This is a genomic window from Nocardioides aequoreus (assembly GCF_000720335.1).
Classification (GTDB): domain Bacteria; phylum Actinomycetota; class Actinomycetes; order Propionibacteriales; family Nocardioidaceae; genus Marmoricola; species Marmoricola aequoreus.
Map to the genome: position 1 here is coordinate 68,964 of NZ_JOJN01000007.1, position 26,564 is coordinate 95,527.

The window sequence follows — 26,564 nt, forward strand, 5'->3', positions numbered from 1 at the left end:
TCCCATGGACACCCGCCGGCTCCACCTGCTCCTCGAGCTCTCGCGCCTGGGCTCGATGCGTGCCGTGGCCGACGAGCACGGCCTCTCCACCTCGGCGGTCTCGCAGCAGCTGGCCGCGCTCGCACGGGAGGCGGGCACCCCGCTCCTGGAGCCCGTCGGGCGCCGGGTGCGGCTCACGCCGGCCGGGCAGCGCCTCGCCGACCATGCGGTGACCATCCTGGCGGCCGTCGACGCCGCCCGGCGCGACCTCGACCCTTCGGCCGACCCGAGCGGCACCGTGCGGGTCGGTGGCTTCGCCACCGCGATCCGGCGCGCGCTGCTGCCGGCCGTCGCCGACCTGGCGTCCTCCCACCCCGGCCTCGACGTGGTGGTGCACGAGTACGAGCCCCGCGAGGCCTTCGCGCTGCTCGAGGACGACGCGCTCGACCTCGCGCTGACCTACGACTACGACCTCGCGCCGGCGCTGCTCCCGGCGACGCTGCGGGCCGAGCCGCTGTGGCGCACGACGTGGGGCCTCGGCGTGCCCGCGGCCGGTGCCCCGGACGACGCTCACGACCTGGGCCGGTGGGCCGAGGCCACCTGGATCGTCAACTCGCGCAACACCGCCGACGAGGAGGCGCTGCGCACGCTCGGCCGCCTCGCCGGCTTCACGCCCCGCACCCGGCACTCGATCGACAGCCTCGACCTCGTCGAGGACCTCGTCGTCGCCGGACACGGCGTCGGTCTGCTCCCGCTCGATCGACCGACGCGCCCCGAGGTGCGGGTGCTGCGGCTCCCGGGGCGCGGTGTCGTGCTCACGGCGTACGCCGTCACCCGGCGCGGACGCGAGCAGTGGGCGCCGCTGCGCGCGCTCGTGGCGGCCCTGCACACCTGAGCCGACGGCGCTCGCTCAGCGGTCGACGCGGACGACCCCGAAGTCGCGGTCGAGCTCCACGGTGACGTCGTCGTCGTCGCGCGAGCCGGTCTCGACCTCGACCGCGTAGACGTGGTCCTCGTCGCGGTCGGCGTAGGTCGACTCGGTCACCCGGCCCTCGCCGACCTCGTCGAGCGCCGCCCGCTCGGCCTGCTGCTTGATCCGGCCCTCGAGCGGGGTGTCGTCGTCGACGTCGCCCTGGGTGCCGTCGTCGACCCCGTCGTCGGGCGCGGGCGACTCGGTGGCGCCGCCGTCGTCCGCGCCGCCGCTGCCGGACTGGCCGGCGAGGAAGGTGTCGATCTCGCCCTGGTTGAGCACCTCGAAGTCCTCGTCGAGCTCGACGTCAACGTCCTGGCCGCTGTCGAGCGCCACCTCCACGTTGAAGGCCGCCGTCTCGTCGTCGTCACCCTCGTCGACCTCGGTGACCCGCCCGTCGCCGACCGCCGCGAGCGCGGCCTCCTCGGCGCGTTCGCGGTCCTCGTCGCTGAGGCCGCCGCAGGCGGTCAGCAGGAGCGCGGAGAGGGACAGGCCGGCGGTGGCCAGCAGGGCTCGAGATCGCGTCATGGCTCCACGGTGCCCCAGCGCGATGAGAGTCATGTGAGAAAGGCGCGAGTGCCGCGCCGGAGGGCTGTGAACGTTGTGAACAGAACCTGGCGCCACCCCGTCGAGGTGTGACGTACTCCACAGATCTCGGGCGCTCCGGCGCCTCTCACCCCTGGAGGACGGATGCATCGCACCCTCGCACGCAGCACCACCGCCGCGGCCCTGGCCCTGGCGCTGGCACCGGCCGGCCTGCTCGCCGGCCTGACGACCCCTGCCCCCGCGACCGGACCGGCCGCACCGGCGCCCACGGCCTGCCCCGAGCAGGTGGCCGCCCTGGCGGACTGCCTGACCGGGCGCGACGCCGCCGGCGCCAACTACGCCATCGCCGTGCCGCACGACTGGAACGGCGACCTGGTCGTCCACGCCCACGGCGGGCCCGACCTGGAGGACCCGGTCGACGCCTCACGCAGCCTCGAGGACCTCGACCGCTGGTCGGTGATGGTCCGGGAGGGCTACGCCTGGGCCGGCTCGACCTACCGGCGCGGGGGCTACGGCGCACGGATGGCCGCCGCCGACACCGAGTCCGTACGCCGCACCTTCGTGCGCGAGGTGGGCCGGCCGGACCACACCCTGCTGCACGGGCAGTCGTGGGGCGGCGACGTGGCCGCCAAGCTGGCCGAGACCCGGCCGCGCGCCTACGACGGCGTCCTGCTGACCAACGGGGTGCTCGGCGGCGGCACGCGCGGCTACGACTACCGCGTCGACCTGCGCGTGGTCTACCAGTACTACTGCCGCAACCTGCCCCGGCCCACCGAGCCGCAGTACCCGCTGTGGCAGGGCCTGCGTGCCGGCTCCACGCTGACCAGCGCCGGCCTGCGCAGCCGGCTCCAGGAGTGCACCGGCTACGCCTCCGAGCCCGCGGACCGCACGGCGCTGCAGCAGCGCAACCTCGACGACATCCTGGCCGTCACCCGGGTCCCCGAGCGCACCCTGGAGTCGCACCTGCGCTTCTCGGTCTTCACCTTCCGCGACATCGTCACCGAGCGGCTCGACGGCCGGAACCCCTTCGGCAACCGGGGCGTGCGCTACTCCGGGTCGCACGACGACCGGGCACTCAACCGGGGCGTGGAGCGCTTCTCCCCCGACCGCAGCGCGCGGCGTGACCTCTCGTGGGACAGCGACCTGACCGGCGCGACCACCCTGCCCACGCTGACGCTGCACGCGATCGACGACCCGACCGCCTTCGTCGAGCACGAGTCGGCCTACCGGGCCACCCGCGAGGCAGCCGGCACCGCACGGTCGCTGGTGCAGGTCTTCACGCGCGAGAGCGAGCACAGCGCGCTCAGCGACTCCGGCTACGCCGCCGCGGTGCGGGCGCTGGGCCGCTGGGCCGACGGCGGGAGCAAGCCGACGCCGCGCGCCGTCGCCCGGGGCTGCGAGCGCGCCGACGCGACGTACGGCGCGGGCTGCTTCGTCGACCCGGCCTTCCGGCCCGGCTCCTACGCCAGTCGCGTCGAGGCCCGCCCCGGCGGCCGCCGCTGGCCGGCCCTCACCGAGCGCCAGGAGCGGCACTGGAGCCGCGTGCCCGGCATCGGCATCGCCCCCTGAGGAGCGACCTCGGCCGCCACGGTGGGGCCGCGGTGAGCAAGGACACACGCCGCAGCGAGCACCTGAAGTGGAGTCCGAGGCGTTGGGGCGCCTAGTGTCGTGCAGGTGATTCCTGAGTTTGTGCATATACATGCTCGCCTTAAGGGCGTGGCGTGTCGGCCGGGTCCTGGCTGAGGCCAGGACCCGCCCCGGCGTCCCTGCGGACGCGACACCAGGAAGCACCGCGCGCGCCCAGCGCTCACCCTCGCGAACCCCGAAAGGCCTCACCATGTCCGAGCAGCACCCGCAGATCGCACCTCCCGAGCGCAGCAGGACGCCCGTCGTCCTCGCGGTCGCCGTCGTCGTCGCCCTCGTCATCGCCGGCGCCGTCTGGTTCCTGGGCCGTGACAGCGGCGGCGCGGCCGCCGACGGCCAGGAGACCACCACGGTGACCCTCGGCACCGTGGGCGCGAGCGACCCCTACTGGCAGGTCCTGACCGACGCCGCCGCCGAGGAGGGCATCGACCTCCAGGTGACCGACTTCGCCGACTACACCCAGCCCAACCCCGCGCTGAGCGAGGGCGAGCTCGACGTCAACCAGTTCCAGCACCTGGTCTACCTCGCGGAGTACAACGTCGCCAACGACGAGGACCTCGTGCCGCTCGGCTCGACCGCGATCTACCCGCTCGCGCTCTACTCCAGCAAGGTCGACTCGGTCGAGGAGATCGAGCAGGGCGACACCGTCGTCGTGCCCGACGACGACAGCAACCAGGCGCGCGGACTGCTGATCCTGCAGTCGGCCGGGCTGATCACGCTCGAGGGCGGGGGCAGCATCTACTCCACGATCGCCGACATCGACGAGAGCGCCTCGAAGGTGCAGGTCAAGGCCATCAAGGCCGACCTCACGCCCACCTCGCTGCCCGACGTCACCGCCGCCATCATCAACAACGACTTCGTGGAGAAGGCGGGGCTGCAGTTCGACGACGCGATCGCCACCGACGACCCCTCGGACCCCAACGCGCTGCCCTACGTCAACGTCTTCGCCGTGAAGGCCGAGGACAAGGACGACCCGACGCTGCAGAAGCTGGTGGAGGTCTACCAGGAGACCCAGGCCGTGCTCGACGGCGTCGACGAGGTCTCCGGCGGCACGGCGGAGTTCGTCAAGGTGCCGCAGGCCGAGCTCCAGGAGGCGCTCGACAAGGTGCAGGCCGACACCGAGTCGCGGCAGTAGCCGTGGCACTGCTCGAGCTGCGCGACGTCTACAAGACCTTCCCGGCCGTGCGTGGCGGGCAGGCCGTGGAGGCGGTCCGCGGTGTCGACCTCACCGTGGAGGCGGGCGAGATCGTCGGCATCGTCGGCTACTCGGGGGCCGGCAAGTCGACCCTCGTGCGCCTGATCAACGCGCTCGAGAGCACCACGTCGGGCAGCGTGCGGGTCGACGGGCAGGAGATCACGACCCTGCGCGAGCGCGAGCTGCGGCAGGTGCGGCTGGGGATCGGCATGATCTTCCAGCAGTTCAACCTGTTCAGCTCGCGCACGGCGTGGGGCAACATCGCCTACCCCCTCGAGGTCGCCGGCGTCCCGCGCCAGGAGCAGCACCAGCGCGTCTCCGACCTGCTGCACTTCGTGGGGCTGGCCGACAAGGCCCACAGCTACCCCGACCAGCTCTCCGGCGGACAGAAGCAGCGGGTCGGCATCGCCCGCGCCCTGGCGACCTCGCCGTCGCTGCTCCTGGCCGACGAGTCGACCAGCGCGCTCGACCCCGAGACGACCGAGGAGGTCCTGGCGCTGCTGCGGCGCGTCAACCGCGAGCTGGGCATCACCATCGTGGTCATCACCCACGAGATGGAGGTGGTGCGCTCGCTGGCCCACCGCGTCGTGGTGATGGAGGCCGGGCGCGTGGTCGAGGAGGGGCGCGTGCTCGACGTGCTCTCCGAGCCGCAGCGCCCGGTCACCCGCCGCTTCGTCGGCACCATCGTCGACGACGAGCCCGACGCCGAGACGCTCGCGGCTCTGCGGGAGCGGCACCCCGGCCGCTTCGTGAAGCTGTCCTTCCGCGGGCACGACGTACGCCAGTCGGAGGTCTTCGGCCGGCTGCTGCGCCACGACGTCCGCTTCGAGCTCGTCTACGGCGGCATCGAGGAGGTGCAGGGCGACACCTTCGGCAACCTCACCCTGGCCCTGGACGGCGCCCCCGCGGCCGTCGAGGCGGCCATCCGGGACGTGCAGGACCTCGTGCCCACCAAGGAGCTCGGCTGATGGACCTCGACACCAACCTCTCCCAGCTCTGGCCGCTGGTGTGGCAGTCGACCTACGAGACCCTCTACATCGTCGCGATCACCCTGGTGCTGGGCGGCCTCCTCGGCCTGCTGCTCGGCCTGGCGCTCTACGTGACCCGGCGCGGCGGCCTCTACGAGAGTCGCGTGGCCAACGCGGTGCTCAACGTCTTCGTCAACTTCTTCCGCCCGATCCCTTTCGTCATCTTCATCGCCGCCGTGCAGCCGCTGGCGCGCGTGGTCGTGGGCATCGGGATCGGCAACCGCGCGATCATCTTCGCGCTCACCCTCGCGGCGGCCTTCGGCATCAGCAGGATCGTGGAGCAGAACCTCGTGACGGTGGACCCCGGCGTGATCGAGGCGGCCCGCTCCGTGGGGGCCAGCCGGCCGCGGATCATCCGGACGGTGCTCATCCCCGAGGCGCTCGGCCCGCTGATCCTCGGCTACACCTTCGTCTTCGTCGCCCTGGTCGACATGTCGGCGATCGCCGGCGTCATCGGCGGCGGGGGGCTGGGCAACTTCGCGCTGCAGTACGGCTACCGCCAGTTCGACACGGTCGTCACCTGGACCGCGGTGCTCATCATCGTGGCGCTGGTGCAGGTGGTGCAGCTGACGGGCAACACCCTCGCTCGCCGCGTGCTGCGCCGGTAGCCCCGGAGTCGGCAGCGCCCCGGTCGGGTACGAGGTCGGGGTGAGCGACGCCGACCTGCACTTCTACCTCGACCCCGTGTGCCCCTTCGCGTGGATGACCAGCCAGTGGGTGCGGCTGGTGCAGGACCAGCGCGACTACGCCGTCGACTGGCGGCTGATCTCGCTGCGCCTGCTCAACGCCGAGGTCGACTACGACAGCCACTTCCCGCCGGAGTACGAGGCCGGCCACACCGCGGGCCTGCGCCTGCTGCGGGTGCTGCACCGCGTCCGCGAGGAGCACGGTCGCGAGGCCGTGGGACCGCTGTACGCCGCACTGGGTGCGCGGATCTTCGAGTCCGACCCGCTGCCGCGGCCCGCCGCCGGCGAGCCCGACGTCCGCGGGACGGCCGACTTCCTGGCCCCGGCACTCGAGGAGGTCGGCCTGCCAGCGGACCTGGTCGACGCCCTCGAGGACACTGACCGCGACGCGGCGCTGCGGGCCGAGACCGACGAGGCGCTGGCGCTCACCGGCAAGGACGTCGGCACGCCGATCCTGCACGTGCGGCCGCCCGACGGCCTCGCCTTCTTCGGCCCGGTGATCTCGCGCCTGCCGGAGCCCCAGGACGCCGTCCGGCTGTGGGAGCACGTCGTCGGCCTGGCCGGCTTCCCCGGCTTTGCCGAGCTCAAGCGCAGCCTGCGTGAGCTCCCCCAGCTGCGCGGCCTCGGCGTCGCGCAGGGCGAGGTGGGTGCCCAGGAGGACTGGCACGGGGGCAGCCGCCGCCAGAAGAAGTAGCCGCGACGCGAGGAACGACGAACGGGGAGGACCCGGCAGCTGGTGCCGTGGTCCTCCCCGTGCGTCGTGAGGGCTGGTGGAGCTGGCGGGAATCGAACCCGCGTCCTAGAGCGCCGTGCCAGGTCTTCTCCGGGTGCAGTTCGTGATGTCGCTTTTCTCGGCCCCGGCGCTCCCACGAACAGGTCGCCGACGGGCCCAGTCAGGATTGAGTCCCGACCACCCCTCCTGACAGAGAGTGGTCAGCAAGCCCTCTAGATGACGTCAGGGTCCGGGACGAGGGCGGATGCCCGGTCTGACGCTCCGATCACTGCTCAGGCAGCGAGTTCGAAGTCAGTGCGATTGGAGTCGGCACTTATGGGTTCCAGCGATCGTTTACGAGATGACGCTGGCTTCTCGACCCGCTTCTCCTGGGACCAACGTCCCCAGTCGAAACCAATCAGCCCCTCTTGAGTTGTCTCGGCCAGTGTAACGACCCGGACCGGCAGGAGCATTCCCGATTCAGCTCGACAGACCCCACAGCTCGGCGCCGTTGTGCCACAGCACCCGGCTTAGCCACGCGTCGTCGAGCCGGGGGTGCCGCTCGCGCAGGCCCACCACGCCCTCGACCTGCTCGCGGTAGGGGTAGGGGATGGTCGGGAAGTCGCTGCCGAAGAGCACCTTCTCCCCCAGGTCGGCCAGCCGGGCGAGCAGCCCGTCGGGGTAGGGCGCGTCGACGTCGAAGAAGCCGGTGAAGACCATCGTCGTGTCGAGCCTGACGGCGGCGTGGCGCTCGGCGAGGCCAAGGAACTCGGCGTACTCCGGCGCCCCCATGTGGGCGACCACGACCGGCACCCGCGGGTGACGACGCAGCAGCCGGGCCAGGTGGTCGGGGCCGGTGAAGGCGTTGCCGACCGGCCCGGAGCCCACGTGGGTCACGACCGGCACGCCGGCGTCGGAGACCAGCCCCCACACCTCGTCGAGCAGCGGGTCGTCGAGCGCGAACTCCCCCACCTGCGCGTGCACCTTGAAGACCTGGACACCGGCCGCCACCGCCTCGCTCACGTACGCCGCCGCACCGGGCTCGGGGTAGAAGGTCGCCGAGGCCAGGCACTCGGGCACCTCGGCGGCGAAGTCGCGCGACCATGCGTTGAGCCACGCGGCGATGCCGGGCCGGTGGGCGTAGGGCAGCGTCGGGAAGGCCCGCACGCCGAAGGAGCGCAGCTGCTCGACACGCTGCTCGTGGGGGTAGCGGTAGCGGATCGGCCACTCGCGGCCGATCTTGGGGCCGGCCTGGTCGAAGACCGCCCACACCCGCTCCTGAAGCTGCGGCGGCAGGAAGTGCACGTGGGCGTCGACGATCCCGGGGAGACCGAGCGCGCGCCAGAGGTCCTCGACGCCGGGCTCGTCGGCCGGCAGCAGGCCCCCGGGCTCCGCGGTCAGGACATGCCCTTCATGCGGCGGCCGAGCGCCTCCTGCTTCTCCCGGTCGGCCTGGCGGGCGGCGATGGCGTGGCGCTTGTCGTGCGACTTCTTGCCGCGGGCGAGCGCGAGCTCGACCTTGGCCCTGCCGTCCTTGAAGTACAGCGCGGTGGGCACCAGCGTGTAGCCACGCTCGTTGACCCGGCTCTCGAGCTTGTCGATCTCGGCGCGGTGCAGCAGCAGCTTGCGCACCCGTCGCGGCTCGTGGTTGGTCCAGGTCCCCTCGGTGTACTCCGGGATGTGCACGCCGTGCAGGAATGCCTCGCCGCCGTCGATCTCGGCGAAGCCGTCGACGAGCGTGGCCCGGCCGGCGCGCAGCGACTTCACCTCGGTGCCCTGGAGGACCAGGCCGGCCTCGAAGGTGTCGTCGATGTGGTAGTCGTAGCGCGCCTTGCGGTTCTGCGCGACCAGCTTGCGTCCCTGCTCCTTGGGCATCTGCCCATCATCCCAGAGGGCCGTGCACCGGCCTCAGAGGTACTTCATCGGGTCGACGGGGCTGCCGTTCTCGAGCACCGAGAAGTGCAGGTGGCAGGCGGTCGACCAGCCGGTGTTGCCGGAGTAGCCGAGGGTCTGGCCGCGGCTGACCCGCGCGCCGCTGCTGACGGCGTACCCGGAGAGGTGGTTGTAGACCACCGTGAGGTTCTTGCCGTTGACCTGCCCGACGTCGAGGTAGAGCCGGTTGCCGTAGACGTCGCTCCACTGCTGCGAGATCACCGTGCCGGCGCCCACCGCGACGTTGGCGGTGCCGCAGGGGGCGCGGAAGTCGGTGCCGTCGTGCAGCCCCCAGTAGCCGTAGATCGGGTGGGTGCGGTAGCCGTAGGGCGAGGTGATGCCGCCCGGCACGGGGCGCCCGAGGAAGCCGCCGCTGTCGCCCCGGAAGCCGCCCCGCTGCTTGGCCGCACGCTCGAGGATCAGCTTGCGGATCGCGGCGGCCTGCGCCTCCGCCGCCGCCAGCGCCCGCCGGTCGGCCGCCTTGATGCGGACGGCGCTCGCCCGGGCGGAGCGCCGCTCCCCCACCAGTGTCCGGACCTCGGTCGCGACCTCGGTGGCCTCGGCCTCGAGGGTCGCGGTGGTGGCGAGCCGCTCGGCGGCGGCGGCGCGCTCGTCGGCGACGCGCTCGGTCGCCGTCTCGACGCGGCGCTCCTGGCGCACCATCTCGGCACGGGCCTCGCTGAGCTCGGCCAGCACCACGGTGTGGCGGTCCATCAGCGCGTTGGCGGTGTTGAGCTGCGTGGTCGCCTCGGCGGGGTCCTGCGAGTCGAGCATGATCGAGAGCCCGACCAGCTGCGGGTCGCCGTTGGCGTACATCGACGCCGCGAGGCGGCCGATGTCGCCGCGCTGGGAGCGCACCTTGGCCTTGGCGCGCTCGAGCTCGGTGCGGGCCTGCTCCAGCTCGGCCTCGGCCTCGACCAGCCGCTCGGCCATGGCCGCGTCGTGCGCCTGGGCGCGGCCGAGCGCGCCCCGCGCCTCGCCGAGGCGCTGCTGGGCACCGGCGAGCTGCTCGCGCGCGGCCGCCAGCCGGGCCTGCGCCTTGCTGACCCGCCGGCTCGACTCCTGCAGCGCCCCCTGGGCGTCGCGCACCTGGCTCTTGGCCCGCTTGTCGCGGTCGCGCAGGTCGTCGGCACCGGCAGCGGGCGCCACGAGGGCGCAGGTCAGCGCGAGCGTCGCCGCCGCGGCGAGCGAGCGGGAGGTCCGGGAGCGTGGTCGCACAGGCCTCAGACCTTCAGGTACTTGCGTGTCATGAGCAGGGTGGGCAGCAGCGTGAGCGCCAGGCCGAGCGCCGCCACGCCGCCGATGGCCAGGAAGGAGTCCTGCCAGTCGACCCACTCCACGATGGTCGAGGTGGGCCGCAGCATGCCGTAGATCACGACGTACATGAAGGTGAGCATCGCGGCGGCCGCGAGCGCCACGCCGATGGTGGCGGCGACCAGCGTCTCGATCAGGAAGGGCAATGAGATATAGAGCCGGGAGGCGCCGACCAGCCGCATGATGCCGATCTCCTTGCGCCGGGCGTACGCCGCCATCCGGATGGTGTTGCCGACCTGCATGATCGCGGCGATCAGCAGGAAGCCGGCCACCGCGATGGCGCCCCACTTCATCGCCGTCATCCAGAAGTAGATGGGCTTGAGGACCTCGCGCAGGTCGCGCACGGCGGCCACGCCCTGCTCCTCGCCGAGCGCGGCCTTGATGCCCTGGAACTGCTCGGGGTCCTTGAGCTTGATCCAGTACGACTCCTGCATGTCGTCGGCCGTGACGGTGGAGTAGATCTCCTGCTGCTCGCTGTCCTGGGAGAGGTAGACCTCCTTCCAGGTCTCGAAGGCGCGCTCCTTGCCCTGGAAGTAGAAGGAGTCGACCTCGGGACTCGCGGCGATGGTGGACTCGATCGTGGCCTTCTGCGCCGCCGTGACCTCGCCCTCGCAGGTGTCGACCTGGCTGTTGGCGTTGCACATGAAGACGGTGATCTGGAGCTTGTCGCCCCAGAAGCGCTCGGCCTTGTCGGCCTGGGAGTTCAGCAGCAGCCCCATCCCGACGAGGGTCAGGGAGACGAAGATGGTCACGATCAGGGCGATCGACATCGAGACGTTGCGGCGCAGGCCGGTGCGGGTCTCGGAGAAGACGTAGCGCAGGTGCACGGGAGCTCCTCTAGTAGCTGTGGCCGTAGACGCCGCGCAGCTGGTCGCGGACCACGCGGCCACCGTCGAGCTCGACCACGCGCTTGCGCATCTGGTCGACCACCCCGACGTCGTGCGTCGCCATCAGCACGGTCGTGCCGGTGCGGTTGATCCGGTCGAGGAGACCCATGATCTCGTCGCTGGTGTGGGGGTCGAGGTTGCCGGTGGGCTCGTCGGCGATGAGGATCTGCGGCCGGTTGACGAAGGCCCGGGCGATGGCGACGCGCTGCTGCTCGCCACCGGAGAGCTCGTCGGGCAGCCGCTGGCCCATGCCGGAGAGCCCGACCAGCTCGAGGGTCTCGGGCACCAGCTGCTGGATCTGCGCCCGCGGCTTGCCGATCACCTGGAGCGCGAAGGCGACGTTCTGCGCCACCGTCTTGGTCGGCAGCAGGCGGAAGTCCTGGAAGACCGTGCCCACGCGGCGGCGGTGCTTCGGCACGCCCCAGCGCAGCCGTCCGACGTCCTTGCCGGCGACGTAGACCTTGCCTCGCGCGGCCTTCATCTCGCGCAGGACCAGCCGCAGGAAGGTGCTCTTGCCCGAGCCCGACTCGCCGACGAGGAAGACGAACTCGCCCTCGTCGACGAGGACGTCGACGTCGTCCAGCGCGCGGGCGGTGTGGCCCGGGTAGATCGCGGTGACGCTCTCGAATCTGATCACGGCATGGGGTGGCCGGAGACGGGGACGGGGAAGGGTCTCGCGGGGGAAGGGTCCGACCGCTGGCCAGAGTAGGTCCTGATCCGTACGGTGCCCTGCATGTCGCTTTCCTCGGCCCGTCGCCGTGTCGTGCCGGCGCTGCTGGTCGCCGCGCTCGCTGCCGGCTGCTCGGGCACGGCCGAGGAGCCGGCGCCGGACCCGCCCCCCGAGAGCGTGACGGAGCTCGACCCCGCCGAGATGGCGCTGCCGCGCATCGACTTCTGCGAGCTGGTGCCCGAGGAGTCCGTGGCCGCCGCGCTGGACGACGCCCCGCAGCGCTCGGCCCGCCGCGCCTCCGACCTCGACGTGCAGGAGTCCGGGTGCACCTGGCGTGCGGGCGGCACGGTGGCCCGCGCCTGGATCTTCGCGCGGCCCGTCGGCGAGCGGCTGGCGACGCGCACCACCGAGCAGGCGGCCGACCGGGAGGGGTGCGACGCCGAGGTCGACGACGCCTTCGGTCGTCCCTCGGTGCACCAGGTGTGCCGGCTCGGGGACGACCGCGTGCGCGACCGGCGCGCCGGGCTCTTCGACGACACCTGGCTGACCTGCGAGCTCGCCGGGCCCGCCGAGGGCCTCGCCCCGCGCGCCGACGCGTGGTGCGCCCAGGTCGCGGACGTCCTCGACACCGCCGGCTGAGACCGCGGCTCTTCGGCGGAAACGACCCGCAGCCGCCGCGGAGCGCCTAGCGTCAGGACCCTCTCGGATCCCCCGCTGCCTGCTCGAAGGAACACCCCCATGCCCCGTCGTGCCCTCGCGGGACTCAGCGGCGCCGCCGTGCTCGCCACCTGCCTCACCCTGACCACGCAGTCGCCGACCGGAGCCGCCGAGCCCGACCCGGCAGCCGCCGACCCCGGGGCCACCCGCCCGTCACTGGGACTCGGGCTGCAGGACCTCGTCGGCAAGGGCGAGGACGTCGCCGCGCCGCGCGGCTCCAGCGCGGCCGGCGTGCGGCTCGCGCCGGAGAAGCTCGCCGCGCGTGACGCCCGCGGCCGGCTGCGGGTGACCGCGACCCCGGCCGACGGCGTCGACCACGCGGCGTACCGCGGGCTGGCCGAGGACGCCGGGCTGCGCGTCACGGCCACCGACGACGCCCAGGGCTCGCTCGAGGGCTTCGCCACCGACGAGACCGTCGCCACCCTCGCCGGGCTGGCCGAGACCGGCACCCTCAACCTCTCCACCGCGCCGGCCGCGATGCGGGGCGACGCGACCAGCCAGGGCGTGCGGCTGCAGCGCGCCGACCGCGTGCAGCGCCGCGGGATCGACGGCTCCGGCATCACCATCGGCGCGCTCTCCGACTCCTACGACCAGGCCGCCTACACCGTCACCGGTGAGGAGCTCACCGTGCGCGCCGCCGACGACGTCACCAGCGGCGACCTACCCGACGACGTGGTGGTGCTCGAGGACTACGAGGACCCCGAGTCGGTGGTCGACGAGGGCCGCGCGATGCTCCAGATCGCCCACGACGTGGCCCCGGGCGCCCGGCTGTGCTTCGCGACGGCGTACACGGGTCTGCTGGGCTTCGCCGACAACGTGCGTCGACTCGCCGACCCCGACGACGACTGCGGCGCCGACGTGCTGGTCGACGACATCGTCTACTTCGAGGAGCCGGCCTTCTCCGACTCCGTGCTCACCGACGCCATCGACGACGTCGCCGCCGACGGCGTGCACTACTTCAGCGCGATCGGCAACCAGGGCGAGCAGGCCGCGTGGGACGGGCGGCTGCGCCTCGTGGGCCCGCGCGCGGCACGCTCGGTCGACCTCTCGCAGGTGCCGCCCGAGCTCTACGACGGCGGCCTGGTCGACCTCGACCAGAGCGCCGGCACCGACGTCGCCCAGGACCTCGACCTCGGGCCCAGCGGCTCGTGGTTCAACCTGCAGTGGGACGACCCGGTCGACCTCGACGGACCCACCCTGGGCGAGCCCTGGCTCGACGTGCAGGGCGAGACCAGCGAGGAGGAGCCCTTCGCGGAGTACCAGCTGGAGGTCACGCCCGACCGCGTCGGCGAGCCCGTCGTGATCCGCGCCGACTCGCTGCCCTCCGGAGCCGCCGACCTGGTCCTCGCGGTGTACGACGAGGACGGCGAGGAGGTCGCCACGGTCGACCAGGCGACCTCGCCGGAGACGCTGGCGACCAGCTTCGCGGAGGCGGGCACCTACACCGTCTACGTCTTCGAGTACAGCTACGGCGCGAGCGGGCCCTTCTCGCTCACGGTGGCCCCGGTCGCGGAGCCCTCCGACGTCGGCACCGACCTCAACCTGCTCTTCTTCGACCGGGCCGGCGACTACCTCTTCTCGCTCTCCGACGACAACGAGCTGACGGGCCGGCCGCAGGAGCTCAGCTTCGTCGAGGGCGAGGGCCAGGTGCAGGTCGTGGTCTCCCGCTCGGGCACCGGGCCGCTCACCGCCACCCGGATGCGCCACCTGATCTTCGGCGACGCCGCCATGACCGAGCACGTCGACCCGATGGCACCCGCCACGATCGGCCACGCCTACGCCCGCGGCTCCACCGCCGTGGCGGCGTACGACGCCTTCCGGCCCTTCGGCACCAACTTCATCACCTCGCCCGGGGGCGACCTGCCGGTCATGTTCGACTCCCAGGGCGAGCGCCTGCGCCGCACCGAGGTACGCCGCGTGCCGCAGGTGGCGGCCACCGACGGGGGCAACAACACCTTCTTCGGCATCGACAACGCCCGCGACGACGACGACCAGCCCAACTTCTTCGGCACCAGCGCCGCCGCCCCGCACGCGGCCGCCATCGCCGCGCTCGTGCTCGACCGCGCCGGCGGCGGCCAGCGGCTCTCGCCGGCGCAGCTGCGCAAGCGGCTCGAGCGCACCGCCTTCCTGCACGACCTCGACCCGAACGAGTCGTCGGGCCGGTCGGGCGGGATCGAGCTGAGCGCGTCGGGCGGGCAGGGCTACGAGCTGCGGCCCAGCGCTCCGCTGTCGATGGTCGACGACGAGTTCTTCACCCTCGACTACTCCGGCGGCGTGCCGCTGCGCTCGCTGACGCTCTACGGCGAGACCGCCAGCCCGACCGCGCCCGGCGAGCGGGGCCTGCTCTCCGACGGCCTCGTCTTCGACCCGCGTCCGCTCCCCACGGAGCCCGGGACCTGGCGCGAGGGCGGCTTCCCCTTCACCGTCGGCGGCGTCGCCGGCGGGGTGCGCGCCACGGAGGTGAGCGCGTCGTACTCCCGCGCGGCGGGCGACGGGCAGTTCCGGCGGATGACGCTGCGCTTCGACGGCGGGCTGCGCAAGGGCGAGCAGGTGCGCTTCGGGATCGACCGCGACCTGGCCGTCTCCGGCTTCAGTGGCGCGGAGGAGGGCAACGGCGCCGACGAGCTCGGCGGCGCGGTCTTCTACCCGCAGGACCTGCCGGTGCCGATCGGGATGGCCTTCGAGGGCGTGCGCACCGACGGCCGGAAGGTCTACGGCGTGATGCGCAACGACCTCGGGCGCGGCTGGACCCCGCTCGACGGCCACGGGCTGGTCGACGCCGAGACCGCGGTCTTCGGCTAGTTCCCTGGGTCACACGGGATCGCCCGCAGCGCCGCCCGGCTGGAGGGAGGGGTCGGCGCTGCGGGAGACTCGAAGGATGAGCGACACCACCCAGATCACCCTGGCCAGGCGGCCCGTCGGCGAGCCCCCCGACGACACCTACGAGGTGCGCCGCGTCGAGCTGCCCGCCCTCGTGGAGGGCCAGCTGCTCCTCCGGGTCGTCTACCTCTCCCTCGACCCCTACATGCGCGGCCGGATGAGCGACGCCCCGTCGTACGCCGCCCCCGTCGGGATCGGCGACGTGATGGTCGGCGGCACCGTGTGCGTCGTCGAGGAGTCGCGCCACCCCGAGTGGGCCCCCGGCGACGTGGCGCTGTCGTACTCCGGCTGGCAGACCCGCGCGATCAGCGACGGCACCGGCCTGCGGCGGCTCGACCCCGAGCGCGCGCCGATCTCCACCGCCCTCGGCGTCATGGGCATGCCCGGCTTCACGGCGTACGCCGGCCTGCTCGAGATCGGCCGGCCGCAGCCCGGGGAGACCGTCGTGGTCGCCGCCGCGACCGGACCGGTCGGCTCCGCGGTCGGCCAGATCGCGCGCGCCCGCGGCGCCCGCGCCGTCGGCATCGCGGGCGGCCCGGAGAAGCGCCAGGCCCTGCTCGACGACTTCGGCTTCGACGTCGCGCTCGACCACCGCTCCCCCGACTTCGCCGACGAGCTGGCGGGCGCCGTGCCCGACGGCGTCGACGTCTACTTCGAGAACGTCGGCGGCGAGGTGACCCGCCAGGTGCTGCGCCACGTCAACACCTTCGCCCGCATCCCCGTCTGCGGCCTGGTCTCGGGCTACAACGCCACCGAGGCACCCGAGGGCCCCGACCGCCTGCCCGGCTTCCTGGGCCTGGTGCTGCGCCGGAGCCTGACCGTGCGCGGCTTCATCCAGGACGAGTTCACGGCCAGCCACGGGCGCGACTTCGTGCGCGAGATGTCGGGCTGGCTCGCCGACGGCACGGTGCGCTACCGCGAGGACGTGGTCGACGGCCTGGAGTCGGCTCCCGAGGCCTTCCGCGGCCTGCTCACCGGCCGCAACTTCGGCAAGCTGGTGGTGCGCGTCTCGGAGGACCCGACGTCGTGACGGCCACGGCGAGCGGGCCGGTCACCGTCTCGGTCGTGCGCACCGTCGCGCCCGACCACGCGGCGCAGATGGTCGCGTGGCTGCGCGCGGGCGCCTCGCTGGCCGAGCGCTTCGAGGGCTTCCTCGGCGTCGGCTGGGTCCGCCCCGCGGCGGACTCCGAGGAGTGGCACATGCTCTACCGCTTCGCCGACCAGGAGTCGCTCGACGCCTGGGAGTCCTCCTCGCAGCGGGCGTGGTGGCTGGCGTCGTCGCAGGGACTGGTCGGCGAGACCCGGCTCGAGCGGCGTACCGGCATTGAGGGCTGGTTCGACGAGCCCGCGTCGTACGACGTGGAGGACCTGCGGCCCCCGGCGCCCGGACCGCCGCGGTGGAAGCAGGGCACCGTCATCTGGCTGGCCTTCTTCCCGCTCAGCCTGCTGCTCGGCGTGCTCTACGGCCTGCTGGTGCACGGCACCGGCCCCGACCTCGAGCTGGTGCTGCGCACCGCAGCCACCACCCTGGCCGCGACCCCGGTCATGGTCTACGGCCTGCTGCCCTGGATGACCAGGCGCTTCGAGTGGTGGCTGCGGCGCTGAGGCACCGTGAGGACGCCTGCTACATGTTGTCGCAGACGACGTCCACCGGGTCGCTGGCCTCACCCGGCCCGACGGCGTTGACGGCGCGCCAGCGCACCTGCACGGTCTCCATGAAGGAGGCACCGTCGCACGCTTCGAACGTCCAGCCGATGGGCATCACCGTGTCGTCCGCGGTGGCCGTCTCGTGGTCGGTCCACGCTGAGGTCCCGTCGAGCGCGAACTGGTAGCCGGTGATCGCGCTGCCGCCGTCGGTCACCGGCACCCGCCACGATCCGCCGTGCCAGTGGAAGGCGTGCCAGTACATCGACGCGAGGTCCCGAGGGGCCGAGGGACCCGTCACCGGGGCCGGGCAGAGGTCGGAGACGTCGGTCGCCGTGGACGCCGCACCGGCACCCTGCGCGTTGACCGCGCGCACCAGCAGGTCCTGTGACCCGTCGACGCACGGCAGGTCGGCGGCGGCGAACGTGCCCGTGAGGACACCGGCGGTGTCGACGAACGAGGCGTAGGCGACCCAGGTCTGGCCGGCGTCGAGGGAGTACTCGTAGCCGGTCACCGCGCTGCCGCCGTCGGTGGCGGGTGCACTCCACGAGGACGTGACGTCGCCGCTCTCGAGATGGGCGCTCGGGGCCCCGGGGGCACCGGGTGCGGTCAGCGGGGTGGGTGTCGGGGTCGGGGTGGGGGTCGGCGTGGGTGTCGGCGTGGGGGTCGGCGTGGGTGTCGGCGTCGGGGTCGGCGTCGGGGTCGGGGTCGGGACCGCCGCGCGCTGGGCGACCAGCACCACCCGACGGTTGGCCGCCCGGTCCTTGGCCCGCGCGCCCAGCTGTGCCGGACGGCCCAGCCCGTAGCCCTTGACGCTCGTGCGCAGCCCGGGGTGCTGCGCGGCCAGTGCGTCGCAGAGGCTCTGGGCCCGAGCGGCGCTCAGCCTCTTGTGGTGGCCGAGCCGGGCGCGGCCGTAGTCGGTGTACCCCTCGCAGCGCACCCGCGAGAGTCCCTCGAGGCTGCCCTGCAGCCGCGCGACGAGCGCGCGCGCCGTCGGGGTCAGTCGTGGGCTCCCCTGGGCGAAGAGCGCGGAGCCGGTGAAGGTCAGCGCCTGGCCCACGACCAGGTCGTGGCCGACGGCGCGACGTGCCGGGACCGCGAGGCTGCCGTCGCGCGAGGTGTACAGCGCCTGGGTGGCGCGCACCCTCGGGCTGCCGGGCACGAGGTGGGGCCGTGAGGGCACCGCGACGAGTGCGCGACGTTGCTTCTTGGTCAGCGGATCCTTGAACCACGACGTGTCGGGCTCAGAGGTCTGCGGCGCCGGTGGGGGCGAGGCCTGGGCCGACGTCACCGACAGGGGCGTCAGGGCCAGCGCGCCGGCGAGTGCGAGACCGGCGGCGCGGGAGAGGCGGAGGGTCATGATGCTCCTGGACAGGGGGCAGCGTCCCGGTCGGGGCGCCGGCGTGCTCATCGGCCGGCTGATCACCGTCCTGAGCGAATGTGCGGGACGGGCTAGGGCGTCCCGTCGTCGCGCAGGTCGAGCCGCACCACGGCCCGCCGCGGCGTCGGCCGCGAGACCTCGCGGAGACCCGCCTCGAGGTAGACCTCGAGGAGACCCACGTGCAGCTCCTCGTCGATCGCCCGCGTCGTGGTCATCGGGTAGGCCTCGACGGCGCGGGCACCGCGCTCGCGGGCGTGGGCCACAGCGGCGTGCGCGAGCTCCCGACTGACGCCCCGCCGGCGGTGGCCAGCCCGGACGAAGAGGCAGGTGATCGCCCAGACCGACTCGTCGGCACGGTCCTCGTCGCGGCCGGCCCAGGGCACCTTCTGGTTGCGCACCAGGCCGTGGAAGCGGGGTCGTGGCTCGACGGCCGCCCAGCCGACGGGCGTGCCGTCGTCGTACGCCACGAGCCCGGAGGTCTCCGTGGAGCCGGGGACCTCGCAGCCCGCCTGCTCGCGCATCCGCTCGGCGCGCTCCTCGGCCGGGAAGCCGCCGAAGGACTCGCGCGGGAAGAGCTTGTAGCGCTGGCACCAGCAGCGCTGACCCGCGCCGCGGGTGCCGAAGACCTGCACGAGGTCCTCCCACGCAGCCCGGTGGGCCGGCACGACCTCGAGCGCCACGGCGTACGCCTAGTTCTGGTCGGCAGCCTCGGCGCCGCGGCGCCAGCGGATGCCGGCCTCGAGGAAGCCGTCGATGTCGCCGTCGAAGACCGCCTGCGGGTTGCCGACCTCGAACTCGGTGCGCAGGTCCTTGACCATCTGGTAGGGGTTGAGCACGTAGCTGCGCATCTGGTCGCCCCAGCTGGCCTGCACGTCACCGCGCAGCGAGTCGAGGTGGGCGCGCTCCTCGGCCTTCTTGAGCGCGAGCAGCTTGGCCTTGAGGATCACCATCGCGCTCGCCTTGTTCTGCAGCTGGCTCTTCTCGTTCTGGCAGGAGACGACCGTGCCGGTGGGGATGTGCGTGAGGCGCACCGCGGAGTCGGTGGTGTTGACGCTCTGACCGCCGGGGCCGCTCGAGCGGTAGACGTCGACGCGGATCTCCTCGTCGGGCACGTCGATCTCGTCGGTCTGCTCGAGCACCGGCACCACCTCGACGGCGGCGAAGCTGGTCTGGCGGCGTCCCTGGTTGTCGAAGGGGCTGATCCGCACCAGCCGGTGGGTGCCGGCCTCGACCGAGAGCGTGCCGTAGGCGTAGGGCGCGTGGATCGCGAAGGTGGCGCTCTTCAGGCCCGCCTCCTCGGCGTAGGAGGTGTCGAAGACCTCGACGCCGTACTTGTTGCGCTCGGCCCAGCGGGTGTACATCCGCATCAGCATCTCGGCGAAGTCGGCGGCGTCGACGCCGCCGGCGCCCGCGCGGATGGTCACGAGCGCCTCGCGGACGTCGTACTCCCCGGAGAGCAGGGTGCGGACCTCGAGCTGCTCGACCGACTTGTGCAGCCGGGCGAGCTCGGTCTCGGCCTCGGCCATCGAGTCGGCGTCGCCCTCCTCGCGCCCGAGCTGCACCAGCACCTCGAGGTCGTCGATGCGCGACTCCAGCGACTCGAAGCGCTCGACGGTGCCCTGCAGCGCGCTGAGCCGGCCGGTGACCCGCTGGGCGTTGGCCTGGTCGTCCCACAGGTCGGGCGCGGCGACCTGCTCGCCGAGGTCGTCGATCTCGCGGCGCAGCTCGTCGAGGCCGAGCACGGCTCCGATCGTCTTCATCGTCGCCTGGAGCTGCTTGATCTCGGAGTCGAAGTCGGTGGCCGCCACAACCGGCAAGGCTACGTGACCGGCTGGGTGACCGGCCGGATGGCCGCCGCAGGCAGCCATCGCTCCACCGTCGCCCAGCCGACGGCGTCGAGCCACATCACCGAGACGACCCGGCCCTCCCAGCCCCGGTCGGTGCGGGTCCACTCGACCAGCAGGCTCGGCTCGCCGTCGACGAGGCAGTGGCGGGCCGGGGTGACCGGCGCCGGCGCGGGCTCGGTCGCACGCCGCTGGGTGGCGGCGACGCGCTCGGCCAGGGTGCCGTGCTCGCCCGCGCCGTACCCACCTCGCATGGAGACGATGATCGCACAGGTGTTCGAACGACGTCGTTCACACCTGCTGGTCTAGACCTTGCGCGCTAAAATGCCCCAAACCGCGCGAACCCGTCGGATCGTCTCCTTACCGTTCTTCCCGTGTCCATGACCTCCTCGGGGCCCCGGCTGGGGCTGGTGTCCTCGCAGCCCGCCGCGCCCACCGACGCGCGCGTGGCCGCCGTGCTGGACGTCATGTCGGGCACCCCACTCCCCGAGGTCGCGGTGCGCAGCGGCGTGGAGCAGGTGCTGCTGCGCCGCTGGGTGCGCGCCTTCACCGACGCCGGCACCGCGGCGCTGACCAACCGGCCGGAGGCCGACGTCGCCCGCCAGCGCGACCGCTTCCTGGCCGGCTTCGCCCACGAGCTGCGCACGCCGCTGGCCGTCGCCCGCGGCTGGGCCTCGATGCTCGCCGACGGCGACCTGCCGCCCTCGATGCTGGAGTCGACCGCCGAGAAGCTCGAGTCAGCCCTCGGCGACGTGGCCGCCCGCGTCGCCGACGTGCAGTACCTCGCCGCCGCCTCCCTCGGCCGGCTCGAGCCCACCCCGCGGGCCACCAGCCTGCGGGAGATCGCGACGCTGGCCGGGGTCGCGGTCCACGCCACTGCCGACCTCGACCACGCCCTGGTCACCGACCCCGAGCTCGCCGCCCGCGCGGTGCACGACCTGTGGGACGCCGCCCAGCTCCCGCCCGCGCCGGCCTCGTGCCACCTCGCGGCGACGCACCACGGCGCCTGGCTCGAGCTGCGCATCGCGCGCACCGCCGACCCGATCGAGCCGCACGTGCTGCAGGCCCTCTTCGAGCCCTTCGACGCCAACGACGACGGCACCGGCGTCAGCATCGGCCTCTACCTCGCCCGCGCGCTCACCGTGGCGCTCGGCGGCACGCTCGGCCTCGAGCAGGACGACCGCCATGGCCACTTCTGGCTCCGACTTCCACTCTCACCCACCACCAACCCCTGAGGAGTACATCGTGATCTTCCGTCTCGCCTGCGGCGACGTCATGCCCGGCTGCGCCAGCAGCTTCGAGAACACCGACAAGAACGCCCTGCTCGCCTCGGTGGCCTCGCACGCCGCCGCCGACCACGGCATCACCGAGATCACTCCCGAGGTCTTCGCGGCCGTCGACGGCGCGATCGTCGTCGCCCTCGCCGCCTGACGGACCCGCAGGTCCTGGGGCTCAGCGGTCGTCGACCACGACGACCGACGCAGCCTCACCGCTGATCCGCCACCCGTCCCCCACACCCGGCACCTGCAACGGCAGGTCCAGGGGGGCGGTCAGGCGGACCACCACCGTGTCGCCCGCCGTGCGCACGCGCCAATCCAGCCCCGGCCAGCGCTGCTGCGCACCGCTCCTCGCGACGTACGCCGCCACGTGCCCCCGCGCCGCGACCGGGTCGAGCTCGGCCGTGCGCCCGAGCCCCTCGGTGTAGACCCGCTCGCCCTCCAACGCCTCCGTCGCGGCCAACGCCGCGGCGTCGGCCGTGGCGTGCAGCGACTGACGTCGAAGGTAGGCCGCCGAGGCGTCGACCACGACCGCCACGAGCATCGCCACCACGAGCATGAAGCCGATGATCAGCGGCGTCACCGACCCGCGCTCATCCCTGGGGGCTCGCCTCACGGGCGGGCCTCTCGGAACTCGCCGTACGGCGCCTCGTGCGCGGCGTCGACCTCGATCCCCGGCGACTGCGACCCGAAGACCGCCGGCAGCAGCGGGAGCGTGACCCTCGACTGCACCTCCGCGCGCACCACCGACCCCGGCGTCAGGCACGCGCGCGGGGAAGGGTCACAGGTGATGCGGAGCGCGGGCGGCTCCTCGATGCCCTGGTCCTGGTAGGCGAGCCGGGCGGCGGCCCGGGCCCGCGCGTGCGCCGACCCCTGGTCGGGGGCGGTGACGAAGGCACGTCCCGCGCTCCTCGCCGCGGCCGACGCGGCGTACGCCTCGCGCTGGGCCTCGAAGGCGGTCAGCACGACGTACAGCAGGGGCACGAGCAGCAGGATCGCCAGCCACACCATCTCGACGAGCGCCGTCCCCTGCTCCTCTCGCCTCACGGCTCCCCCACCGGCAGGTCGGGCTCCTGCACCGCGTGGCCGGCGACGTCGAGGCGCACGGGCGGTCCCCACAGCCCCAGCGGGGGCACGTCGGCGCGCACCCGCACCACGACGGCGGGGACGCCGTCGACGGTGGTGCGCGAGGCGCTCACGTCGCGCGCGAAGCGGGCGGCCACGGCGTCGTCGACCTGGGTGCGGGTGCGGGCGGCGCCGTCGGCGGGACTGCGGTCGACGGTGGCGCCGTAGCGCGCCCCCTCGGTGGCGGCGGCGACGAGGGTATTGCGCACGTGCAGCACCAGCCCGACCTGCAGCAGGCCGAGCACGAGCGGCACGAGCACGAGGCTGACGAGCACGAAGTCGACGACGGCGGCACCGTCCTCGCGCTCGGCCCCAGCCGGTGACCGACGAGAGAGCCAGACGGCACAGCCTTCGCGCCGAGCGGTCACGACGTGGGGTCTCAGCCGGTGACCGACGAGAGCGCAGCACGCAGCATCGCGCCGAGCTGGCTCCCGGCGATCGCCCAGATGCCGGCGACGAGGCCGGCGGTCATCACGGTGATCAGCACCCATCCGGGCACGTCGCCGCGCTCGTCACGCGGGCGCGTGCCCCGCAGCAGTCGGGTCAGGTCGTGCATGGGTTCCTCCAGGGATCGTGCGGGAAGGTCAGGGGACGACGAGCCGCAGGCCGACGAGGCCGGGCCAGAAGGCGAAGACGACGACGGTCGGGAGCACCAGGAAGACCACCGGGACCATCATCAGGACCTCGCGGCGGGCACCGGACTCGATCAGCGCGCGCCGCGAGGCCTCACGCACGTCGCCGGCCTGGGCGTGCAGCACGTCGGTCACCGGTGTGCCGCGCTCGACGGCGACGGCCAGGCCCTCGGCGAAGCGCGAGACCACGGCGAGCCCGGAGCGGGCGGCCATCTCGTCGAAGGCCCGGGTGAGCGGGGTGCCGGTGCGCACGTCGGCGAGGACGCGGCGAAGCTCCTCGGAGAGCGCACCGCGGCTGCGGCGGCAGACCCGGTCGAGCGCCGAGACCGGGCTCTCCCCCGCGGCCACCGCGAGCGAGAGCAGCTCGGCGATCGTCGGGAACTCCTGCAGGATCGCGCGCTCCCGAGCAGCCACCTGCGCGGTCAGCCTGTTCTCCCGGAGCAGCACGCCGAGCGCGAAGGCGATCAGGCACACGACCATCAGCGGTACGGCCCGCTCCGGCGACGCCGCCGCGACCACCCCGGAGGGCACCGCGAGCAGGGTGAAGCCCGCGAGTCCCCACAGCACCTGCTCGACGCGGAACTGCGCGACGTCGGTCGCCAACCCGGCTCGCTCGAGCCGACGGCGGATCGACGTGGCGCCGCCGAGCACCCGCTCCACGGTCCGGCCCGCGGCTGCCAGCGGCGGCCCGAAGACGGCGGCGAAGGCGTTGCCCGGACGCACGGGCGCGGGCAGCGTCGAGGGGCGCGGCAGGTCGCGGAGATAGGGCAGCACCCGCACCTCGATCGGCGTACGCCGCGCGTCGAGCACGGCGAGGGCCACCAGCAGCAGGCCGACGCCCAGCGCTAGCCCGAGCAGTCCGCCGACCAGCGCGCTCACGCGAGGATCCTCCGCTCCGACGGGAGCCGGCCGATCCGCACCATCAGCCGGTAGGCGACCGCGCACAGCGCTGCGCCGGTGCCGAGCACGACCACCCCGGCCGGTGTGGCGTAGCGCTGGATCACCTCCGGCTGGAAGCAGAGCATCAGCAGCACCAGCCACGGCGCCGCCACCGCGAGCCGGGCGCCGTTGACCGTCCACGACTGCCGCGACTGCAGCTCCGCACGGGTGCGGGCGTCGTCGCGCAGGTAGCCCGACAGCGTCCGCAGCAGTCGCCCGAGGTCACCGCCGCCTACCTCGCGCGCGACGCGCAGGCTCTCCACCACGCGGTCGCCGACCGGGTCGGCGAGCCGCTCCTTGAGCCGGTCGAGGGCGTCGGAGAAGCGTCCACCCGCCTGGTAGTCGACCGCGAAGTCGCGGAAGGCCGGGCGCAGAGGCTCCGGGCCCCGCTCGGCGAGGCCGCCCAGGGCCTCGGGCAGCGACAGACCGGCGCGGACCGCCGAGGCGAGGTTGTCGACCGCCTCGGGCCAGACCTCGGCGAGCTCGCGGAGCCGTCGCTCGGCACGGCCCCGCACGAGCGCGACGGGGAGGTAGCCACCCATCAGGCCGAAGACCAGCGCGACCGGCGGCGTGCGCGAGGCGAGCAGCACCACCGTGGCGCAGGCCGTGGCCGAGACCGCGCAGACGGTGAGGAACGCCCCGACGCCGACGTCGCGCAACCCGGCGCTGACGAGCAGCGGTCGCAGCCGCGGCGTACGCCGCCGACCCGACGTGCCGGTCACGACCTGCGGAGGCCAGGTGGACGACCAGACCAGCAGCAGCCCCAGCCCGAGGACGAGACCCAGCAGCGCGCCCATCACTGCCCCCCGACCGTGGTGTCGTGCAGCAGCCGGTGGACGTCGATGCCCGCGCGGGCGAAGGACTCGAGCCGTCCGGGCATCCCGCCCGTCGTCCGCAGCTCGCCGTCGCTGCGGTCGAAGACCGGCTCGGTCTCGACGATGTCGTGCTCCACCCGCCCCGGCACGGCGACGATCTCGCGGACCCGTCGGGTGCCGCCGGTGTCGATGCCCAGGTGCACGACCAGGTCGACCGAGCTCGCCACCGTGGGCACCACGAAGCGCGAGGAGATGTTCTCCCCCGCCAGCAGCGGCAGGGTGCAGAGCTTGACCAGCGCCTCCCGGGCGCTGTTGGCGTGCAGCGTCGCCATGCCCGGGTGACCGGAGTTGAGCGCCAGCAGCAGGTCGAGGCTCTCCGGCCCGCGCACCTCGCCGACGATCATCCGGGTCGGGCGCATCCGCAGCGACTCGCGCACGAGATCGCGCAGCGTCACCTCGCCCGTTCCCTCGAGACCCGCCTGCCGGGTCTGCAGCTGCACGTGGTCGGGGTGCACGAAGTTGAGCTCCGCGACCTCCTCGGCCGAGACCACCCGCTCCCCGCCCGGGATCGCCGCTGCCAGGCAGTTGAGCATCGTGGTCTTGCCCGCCTGGGTCGACCCCGCCACCAGGATGTTCTGCCCCGCGAGCACCGCGGCCTCGAGGAAGCGCGCCGCCTGCTCGGTCAGCGAGCCCAGCGCCACGAGGTCGGAGAGACGCGCCGCGCGCAGCACGAACTTGCGCAGGTTGACGGCCGCGAAGTCGCGGCTGATCCCCTCGAGCACGACGTGCAGCCGGTGGCCCTGCGGCAGCATCGCGTCGACGAAGGGCTGGCTCACGTCGATGCGGCGTCCGCTCGCCTTCAGCATCCGCTCGACCAGCTCCTGCACCTCCACCCGCGTGAGCACGACGTTGGTCAGCTCGTGACGGCCGTGACGCGCGACGAAGACGCGGTGCGGCTGGTTGATCCAGATCTCCTCGACCGTGGGGTCGTCGAGGAAGCGCTGCAGCGGACCGAAGCCGGAGACCCGCGCGACCAGCTCGGAGACCGCGCCGTCAGGGTCCGGCACCGGCGCCACCACGCCGGTGAGGCTGCGCTGGTCGTGGGCGGCGACCACCTGCTCGGCGATGCGTCGTACGCGAGCGGCATCGACCTGCGGGTCGACGCCGTCACGGCGTACGACGGCACGCACCTCGTCGTCGAGCAGCGTCATCAGGTCGCCGACCGACGCACGGGGACGTCGCCCCGCACCCCCGGACACCCCTGTGACCTGCACCGACATGCGCGCAGGTCTACCCGCGGCCCGACGCGGCCGAAACCACCTCCGACCGATCTGTGGACAACTCTCGGTCCCAGGCACCACTCGCGTGCCGAGCCGCCACTCCTGGATCACGCGTCCCCGACATTCTCCAGATGGACGTACACTGGCCGTACGTTGAACTGGAGTGAGGAAGGAACCCGGCATGACCGAGGGGGCCACGCGCCGGCGCAATCGTCGACTGGAGCTGCGCACCACGGAGGAGGAGCGTGCGCTCATCGACCGCGCGGTTGCGGCGTCCGGCACCGACCTCACCGAGTTCGTGGTCGCCCACGCCTCGGAGGCAGCGCGACGCGTGCTCAGCGACCGGCAGTCCTTCGGACTGGAACCCACGGCGCTGGAGGCGTGGGACGCCCTCAACGAGCGGCCGGCACGCGAGCTGCCCGGTCTGGCTCAGCTGCTGACCCGCCCGTCGCCCTTCGCCCCGTGACC

Annotated in this window: 30 protein-coding genes and 1 other RNA gene; 13 read left to right on the plus strand and 18 right to left on the minus strand. The window is 73.3% G+C overall.

Going from position 1 to position 26,564, the window contains the following annotated elements; translation table 11 throughout:
* Positions 1 to 4: 4 nt before the first annotated feature.
* Positions 5 to 874 carry a LysR family transcriptional regulator gene (locus IG63_RS0113555; RefSeq protein WP_030484898.1) on the plus strand — a complete coding sequence of 290 codons (870 nt, stop codon included), beginning with the start codon at positions 5 to 7 and terminating at the stop codon, positions 872 to 874.
* Between the two features lie 15 nt (positions 875 to 889).
* Here the strand turns inward: IG63_RS0113555 and IG63_RS0113560 are convergent, their stop codons facing one another.
* Positions 890 to 1,477 carry a PepSY domain-containing protein gene (locus IG63_RS0113560; RefSeq protein ID WP_030484899.1) on the minus strand — a complete coding sequence of 196 codons (588 nt, stop codon included), beginning with the start codon at positions 1,475 to 1,477 and terminating at the stop codon, positions 890 to 892.
* A 162-nt stretch (positions 1,478 to 1,639) separates the two neighbouring features.
* Between IG63_RS0113560 and IG63_RS0113565 the strand changes: the two genes are divergently transcribed.
* The 5 genes from IG63_RS0113565 to IG63_RS0113585 all read left to right on the plus strand — a co-directional run bounded on the left by IG63_RS0113565 (position 1,640) and on the right by IG63_RS0113585 (position 6,742).
* Complete coding sequence (locus IG63_RS0113565; RefSeq protein WP_051706779.1) at positions 1,640 to 3,064, plus strand: alpha/beta hydrolase; 1,425 nt, start codon at positions 1,640 to 1,642, stop codon at positions 3,062 to 3,064.
* A gap of 268 nt (positions 3,065 to 3,332) precedes the next feature.
* Positions 3,333 to 4,274: a MetQ/NlpA family ABC transporter substrate-binding protein gene (locus IG63_RS0113570; protein WP_030484901.1), complete on the plus strand. Its 942-nt coding sequence runs from the start codon at positions 3,333 to 3,335 to the stop codon at positions 4,272 to 4,274.
* A gap of 2 nt (positions 4,275 to 4,276) precedes the next feature.
* The gene (locus IG63_RS0113575; RefSeq protein WP_030484902.1) at positions 4,277 to 5,302 is read left to right on the plus strand and encodes a methionine ABC transporter ATP-binding protein; all 1,026 of its coding nucleotides are present in this window, start codon (positions 4,277 to 4,279) and stop codon (positions 5,300 to 5,302) included.
* Positions 5,302 to 5,970, plus strand: coding sequence for a methionine ABC transporter permease (locus IG63_RS0113580; protein ID WP_030484903.1), 669 nt, complete (start codon positions 5,302 to 5,304; stop codon positions 5,968 to 5,970). The genes IG63_RS0113575 and IG63_RS0113580 overlap by 1 nt, the downstream gene beginning before the upstream one ends.
* Positions 5,971 to 6,010: 40 nt before the next feature.
* Positions 6,011 to 6,742 (plus strand): mycothiol-dependent nitroreductase Rv2466c family protein, encoded by a 732-nt coding sequence (locus IG63_RS0113585; RefSeq protein ID WP_030484904.1) that lies wholly within the window; start codon positions 6,011 to 6,013, stop codon positions 6,740 to 6,742.
* 74 nt (positions 6,743 to 6,816) lie between these two features.
* On the opposite strand, the gene ssrA is transcribed toward IG63_RS0113585, so the two are convergent.
* From ssrA to ftsE, 6 genes are all read right to left on the minus strand, one after another.
* Positions 6,817 to 7,186: a transfer-messenger RNA gene (gene ssrA / locus IG63_RS22210) on the minus strand.
* 54 nt (positions 7,187 to 7,240) lie between these two features.
* Positions 7,241 to 8,065: an amidohydrolase family protein gene (locus IG63_RS0113590; RefSeq protein WP_211249325.1), complete on the minus strand. Its 825-nt coding sequence runs from the start codon at positions 8,063 to 8,065 to the stop codon at positions 7,241 to 7,243.
* Between the two features lie 92 nt (positions 8,066 to 8,157).
* The gene (smpB, locus tag IG63_RS0113595) at positions 8,158 to 8,634 is read right to left on the minus strand and encodes an SsrA-binding protein SmpB (protein WP_030484906.1); all 477 of its coding nucleotides are present in this window, start codon (positions 8,632 to 8,634) and stop codon (positions 8,158 to 8,160) included.
* A 33-nt stretch (positions 8,635 to 8,667) separates the two neighbouring features.
* A complete protein-coding gene (locus IG63_RS21595; protein WP_051706781.1) occupies positions 8,668 to 9,909 on the minus strand; it encodes a peptidoglycan DD-metalloendopeptidase family protein in 1,242 nt (413 codons plus the stop codon).
* A gap of 5 nt (positions 9,910 to 9,914) precedes the next feature.
* The gene (gene ftsX, locus IG63_RS0113605; protein WP_030484908.1) at positions 9,915 to 10,832 is read right to left on the minus strand and encodes a permease-like cell division protein FtsX; all 918 of its coding nucleotides are present in this window, start codon (positions 10,830 to 10,832) and stop codon (positions 9,915 to 9,917) included.
* Between the two features lie 10 nt (positions 10,833 to 10,842).
* Positions 10,843 to 11,529 (minus strand): cell division ATP-binding protein FtsE, encoded by a 687-nt coding sequence (gene ftsE, locus IG63_RS0113610; RefSeq protein ID WP_030484909.1) that lies wholly within the window; start codon positions 11,527 to 11,529, stop codon positions 10,843 to 10,845.
* 96 nt (positions 11,530 to 11,625) lie between these two features.
* Between ftsE and IG63_RS0113615 the strand changes: the two genes are divergently transcribed.
* From IG63_RS0113615 to IG63_RS0113630, 4 genes are all read left to right on the plus strand, one after another.
* The gene (locus IG63_RS0113615) at positions 11,626 to 12,201 is read left to right on the plus strand and encodes a hypothetical protein (RefSeq protein ID WP_157210172.1); all 576 of its coding nucleotides are present in this window, start codon (positions 11,626 to 11,628) and stop codon (positions 12,199 to 12,201) included.
* A 99-nt stretch (positions 12,202 to 12,300) separates the two neighbouring features.
* Positions 12,301 to 15,081, plus strand: coding sequence for a S8 family serine peptidase (locus IG63_RS20780; protein ID WP_036195548.1), 2,781 nt, complete (start codon positions 12,301 to 12,303; stop codon positions 15,079 to 15,081).
* Positions 15,082 to 15,157: 76 nt separating this feature from the next.
* Complete coding sequence (locus tag IG63_RS0113625; protein ID WP_030484911.1) at positions 15,158 to 16,189, plus strand: NADP-dependent oxidoreductase; 1,032 nt, start codon at positions 15,158 to 15,160, stop codon at positions 16,187 to 16,189.
* The gene (locus tag IG63_RS0113630) at positions 16,186 to 16,764 is read left to right on the plus strand and encodes an antibiotic biosynthesis monooxygenase (RefSeq protein WP_030484912.1); all 579 of its coding nucleotides are present in this window, start codon (positions 16,186 to 16,188) and stop codon (positions 16,762 to 16,764) included. The genes IG63_RS0113625 and IG63_RS0113630 overlap by 4 nt, the downstream gene beginning before the upstream one ends.
* A gap of 19 nt (positions 16,765 to 16,783) precedes the next feature.
* On the opposite strand, the gene IG63_RS23305 is transcribed toward IG63_RS0113630, so the two are convergent.
* The 4 genes from IG63_RS23305 to IG63_RS20785 all read right to left on the minus strand — a co-directional run bounded on the left by IG63_RS23305 (position 16,784) and on the right by IG63_RS20785 (position 20,282).
* Positions 16,784 to 18,163, minus strand: coding sequence for an OmpA family protein (locus IG63_RS23305; protein WP_030484913.1), 1,380 nt, complete (start codon positions 18,161 to 18,163; stop codon positions 16,784 to 16,786).
* A 92-nt stretch (positions 18,164 to 18,255) separates the two neighbouring features.
* Entirely contained in the window at positions 18,256 to 18,864 is a 609-nt protein-coding gene (locus IG63_RS0113640) for a GNAT family N-acetyltransferase (RefSeq protein WP_036195551.1), read from the minus strand.
* Positions 18,865 to 18,873: 9 nt separating this feature from the next.
* Positions 18,874 to 19,992 (minus strand): peptide chain release factor 2, encoded by a 1,119-nt coding sequence (gene prfB / locus IG63_RS0113645; protein ID WP_030484915.1) that lies wholly within the window; start codon positions 19,990 to 19,992, stop codon positions 18,874 to 18,876.
* A gap of 11 nt (positions 19,993 to 20,003) precedes the next feature.
* Positions 20,004 to 20,282 carry a hypothetical protein gene (locus tag IG63_RS20785; protein WP_036195553.1) on the minus strand — a complete coding sequence of 93 codons (279 nt, stop codon included), beginning with the start codon at positions 20,280 to 20,282 and terminating at the stop codon, positions 20,004 to 20,006.
* Between the two features lie 126 nt (positions 20,283 to 20,408).
* Between IG63_RS20785 and IG63_RS0113655 the strand changes: the two genes are divergently transcribed.
* Positions 20,409 to 21,263: a histidine kinase dimerization/phospho-acceptor domain-containing protein gene (locus IG63_RS0113655; protein WP_030484916.1), complete on the plus strand. Its 855-nt coding sequence runs from the start codon at positions 20,409 to 20,411 to the stop codon at positions 21,261 to 21,263.
* Positions 21,264 to 21,273: 10 nt separating this feature from the next.
* Positions 21,274 to 21,459 (plus strand): DUF1059 domain-containing protein, encoded by a 186-nt coding sequence (locus IG63_RS20790; RefSeq protein ID WP_036195555.1) that lies wholly within the window; start codon positions 21,274 to 21,276, stop codon positions 21,457 to 21,459.
* 21 nt (positions 21,460 to 21,480) lie between these two features.
* Here IG63_RS20790 and IG63_RS0113665 read toward each other — a convergent pair whose 3' ends face one another.
* The 7 genes from IG63_RS0113665 to IG63_RS0113695 are packed head-to-tail and all read right to left on the minus strand — an operon-like array spanning position 21,481 to position 26,096.
* A complete protein-coding gene (locus IG63_RS0113665; RefSeq protein WP_245604434.1) occupies positions 21,481 to 21,888 on the minus strand; it encodes a pilus assembly protein TadG-related protein in 408 nt (135 codons plus the stop codon).
* A 29-nt stretch (positions 21,889 to 21,917) separates the two neighbouring features.
* Positions 21,918 to 22,352, minus strand: a complete 435-nt coding sequence (locus IG63_RS0113670) for a hypothetical protein (RefSeq protein WP_030484918.1) — start codon at positions 22,350 to 22,352, stop codon at positions 21,918 to 21,920.
* Positions 22,349 to 22,798 carry a TadE/TadG family type IV pilus assembly protein gene (locus IG63_RS22215; RefSeq protein WP_169741797.1) on the minus strand — a complete coding sequence of 150 codons (450 nt, stop codon included), beginning with the start codon at positions 22,796 to 22,798 and terminating at the stop codon, positions 22,349 to 22,351. Before IG63_RS22215 ends, IG63_RS0113670 begins: the two co-directional genes overlap by 4 nt.
* Positions 22,799 to 22,809: 11 nt before the next feature.
* Positions 22,810 to 22,986 carry a hypothetical protein gene (locus IG63_RS23075; RefSeq protein WP_169741800.1) on the minus strand — a complete coding sequence of 59 codons (177 nt, stop codon included), beginning with the start codon at positions 22,984 to 22,986 and terminating at the stop codon, positions 22,810 to 22,812.
* Between the two features lie 28 nt (positions 22,987 to 23,014).
* Complete coding sequence (locus IG63_RS0113685) at positions 23,015 to 23,941, minus strand: type II secretion system F family protein (RefSeq protein WP_051706782.1); 927 nt, start codon at positions 23,939 to 23,941, stop codon at positions 23,015 to 23,017.
* Positions 23,938 to 24,798, minus strand: coding sequence for a type II secretion system F family protein (locus tag IG63_RS0113690; RefSeq protein ID WP_030484921.1), 861 nt, complete (start codon positions 24,796 to 24,798; stop codon positions 23,938 to 23,940). The genes IG63_RS0113685 and IG63_RS0113690 overlap by 4 nt, the downstream gene beginning before the upstream one ends.
* Complete coding sequence (locus tag IG63_RS0113695) at positions 24,798 to 26,096, minus strand: TadA family conjugal transfer-associated ATPase (protein WP_245604435.1); 1,299 nt, start codon at positions 26,094 to 26,096, stop codon at positions 24,798 to 24,800. The genes IG63_RS0113690 and IG63_RS0113695 overlap by 1 nt, the downstream gene beginning before the upstream one ends.
* 181 nt (positions 26,097 to 26,277) lie before the next feature.
* Here IG63_RS0113695 and IG63_RS0113700 point away from each other — a divergent pair, with 181 nt between their 5' ends.
* Positions 26,278 to 26,562 (plus strand): type II toxin-antitoxin system TacA family antitoxin, encoded by a 285-nt coding sequence (locus IG63_RS0113700; protein WP_030484923.1) that lies wholly within the window; start codon positions 26,278 to 26,280, stop codon positions 26,560 to 26,562.
* Positions 26,563 to 26,564: the final 2 nt, after the last annotated feature.

Bases quoted from the DNA above. Each gene is read 5' to 3' on its own strand.
- IG63_RS0113555 (WP_030484898.1), top strand. From the start codon at position 5: ATGGACACCCGCCGGCTCCACCTGCTCCTCGAGCTCTCGCGCCTGGGC.
- IG63_RS0113560 (WP_030484899.1), bottom strand. From the start codon at position 1,477: ATGACGCGATCTCGAGCCCTGCTGGCCACCGCCGGCCTGTCCCTCTCC.
- IG63_RS0113565 (WP_051706779.1), top strand. From the start codon at position 1,640: ATGCATCGCACCCTCGCACGCAGCACCACCGCCGCGGCCCTGGCCCTG.
- IG63_RS0113570 (WP_030484901.1), top strand. From the start codon at position 3,333: ATGTCCGAGCAGCACCCGCAGATCGCACCTCCCGAGCGCAGCAGGACG.
- IG63_RS0113580 (WP_030484903.1), top strand. From the start codon at position 5,302: ATGGACCTCGACACCAACCTCTCCCAGCTCTGGCCGCTGGTGTGGCAG.
- smpB (WP_030484906.1), bottom strand. From the start codon at position 8,634: ATGCCCAAGGAGCAGGGACGCAAGCTGGTCGCGCAGAACCGCAAGGCG.
- IG63_RS0113615 (WP_157210172.1), top strand. From the start codon at position 11,626: ATGTCGCTTTCCTCGGCCCGTCGCCGTGTCGTGCCGGCGCTGCTGGTC.
- IG63_RS20780 (WP_036195548.1), top strand. From the start codon at position 12,301: ATGCCCCGTCGTGCCCTCGCGGGACTCAGCGGCGCCGCCGTGCTCGCC.
- IG63_RS0113625 (WP_030484911.1), top strand. From the start codon at position 15,158: ATGAGCGACACCACCCAGATCACCCTGGCCAGGCGGCCCGTCGGCGAG.
- IG63_RS23305 (WP_030484913.1), bottom strand. From the start codon at position 18,163: ATGACCCTCCGCCTCTCCCGCGCCGCCGGTCTCGCACTCGCCGGCGCG.
- IG63_RS20785 (WP_036195553.1), bottom strand. From the start codon at position 20,282: ATGCGAGGTGGGTACGGCGCGGGCGAGCACGGCACCCTGGCCGAGCGC.
- IG63_RS0113655 (WP_030484916.1), top strand. From the start codon at position 20,409: ATGACCTCCTCGGGGCCCCGGCTGGGGCTGGTGTCCTCGCAGCCCGCC.
- IG63_RS23075 (WP_169741800.1), bottom strand. From the start codon at position 22,986: ATGCACGACCTGACCCGACTGCTGCGGGGCACGCGCCCGCGTGACGAG.
- IG63_RS0113690 (WP_030484921.1), bottom strand. From the start codon at position 24,798: ATGGGCGCGCTGCTGGGTCTCGTCCTCGGGCTGGGGCTGCTGCTGGTC.
- IG63_RS0113695 (WP_245604435.1), bottom strand. From the start codon at position 26,096: ATGTCGGTGCAGGTCACAGGGGTGTCCGGGGGTGCGGGGCGACGTCCC.
- IG63_RS0113700 (WP_030484923.1), top strand. From the start codon at position 26,278: ATGACCGAGGGGGCCACGCGCCGGCGCAATCGTCGACTGGAGCTGCGC.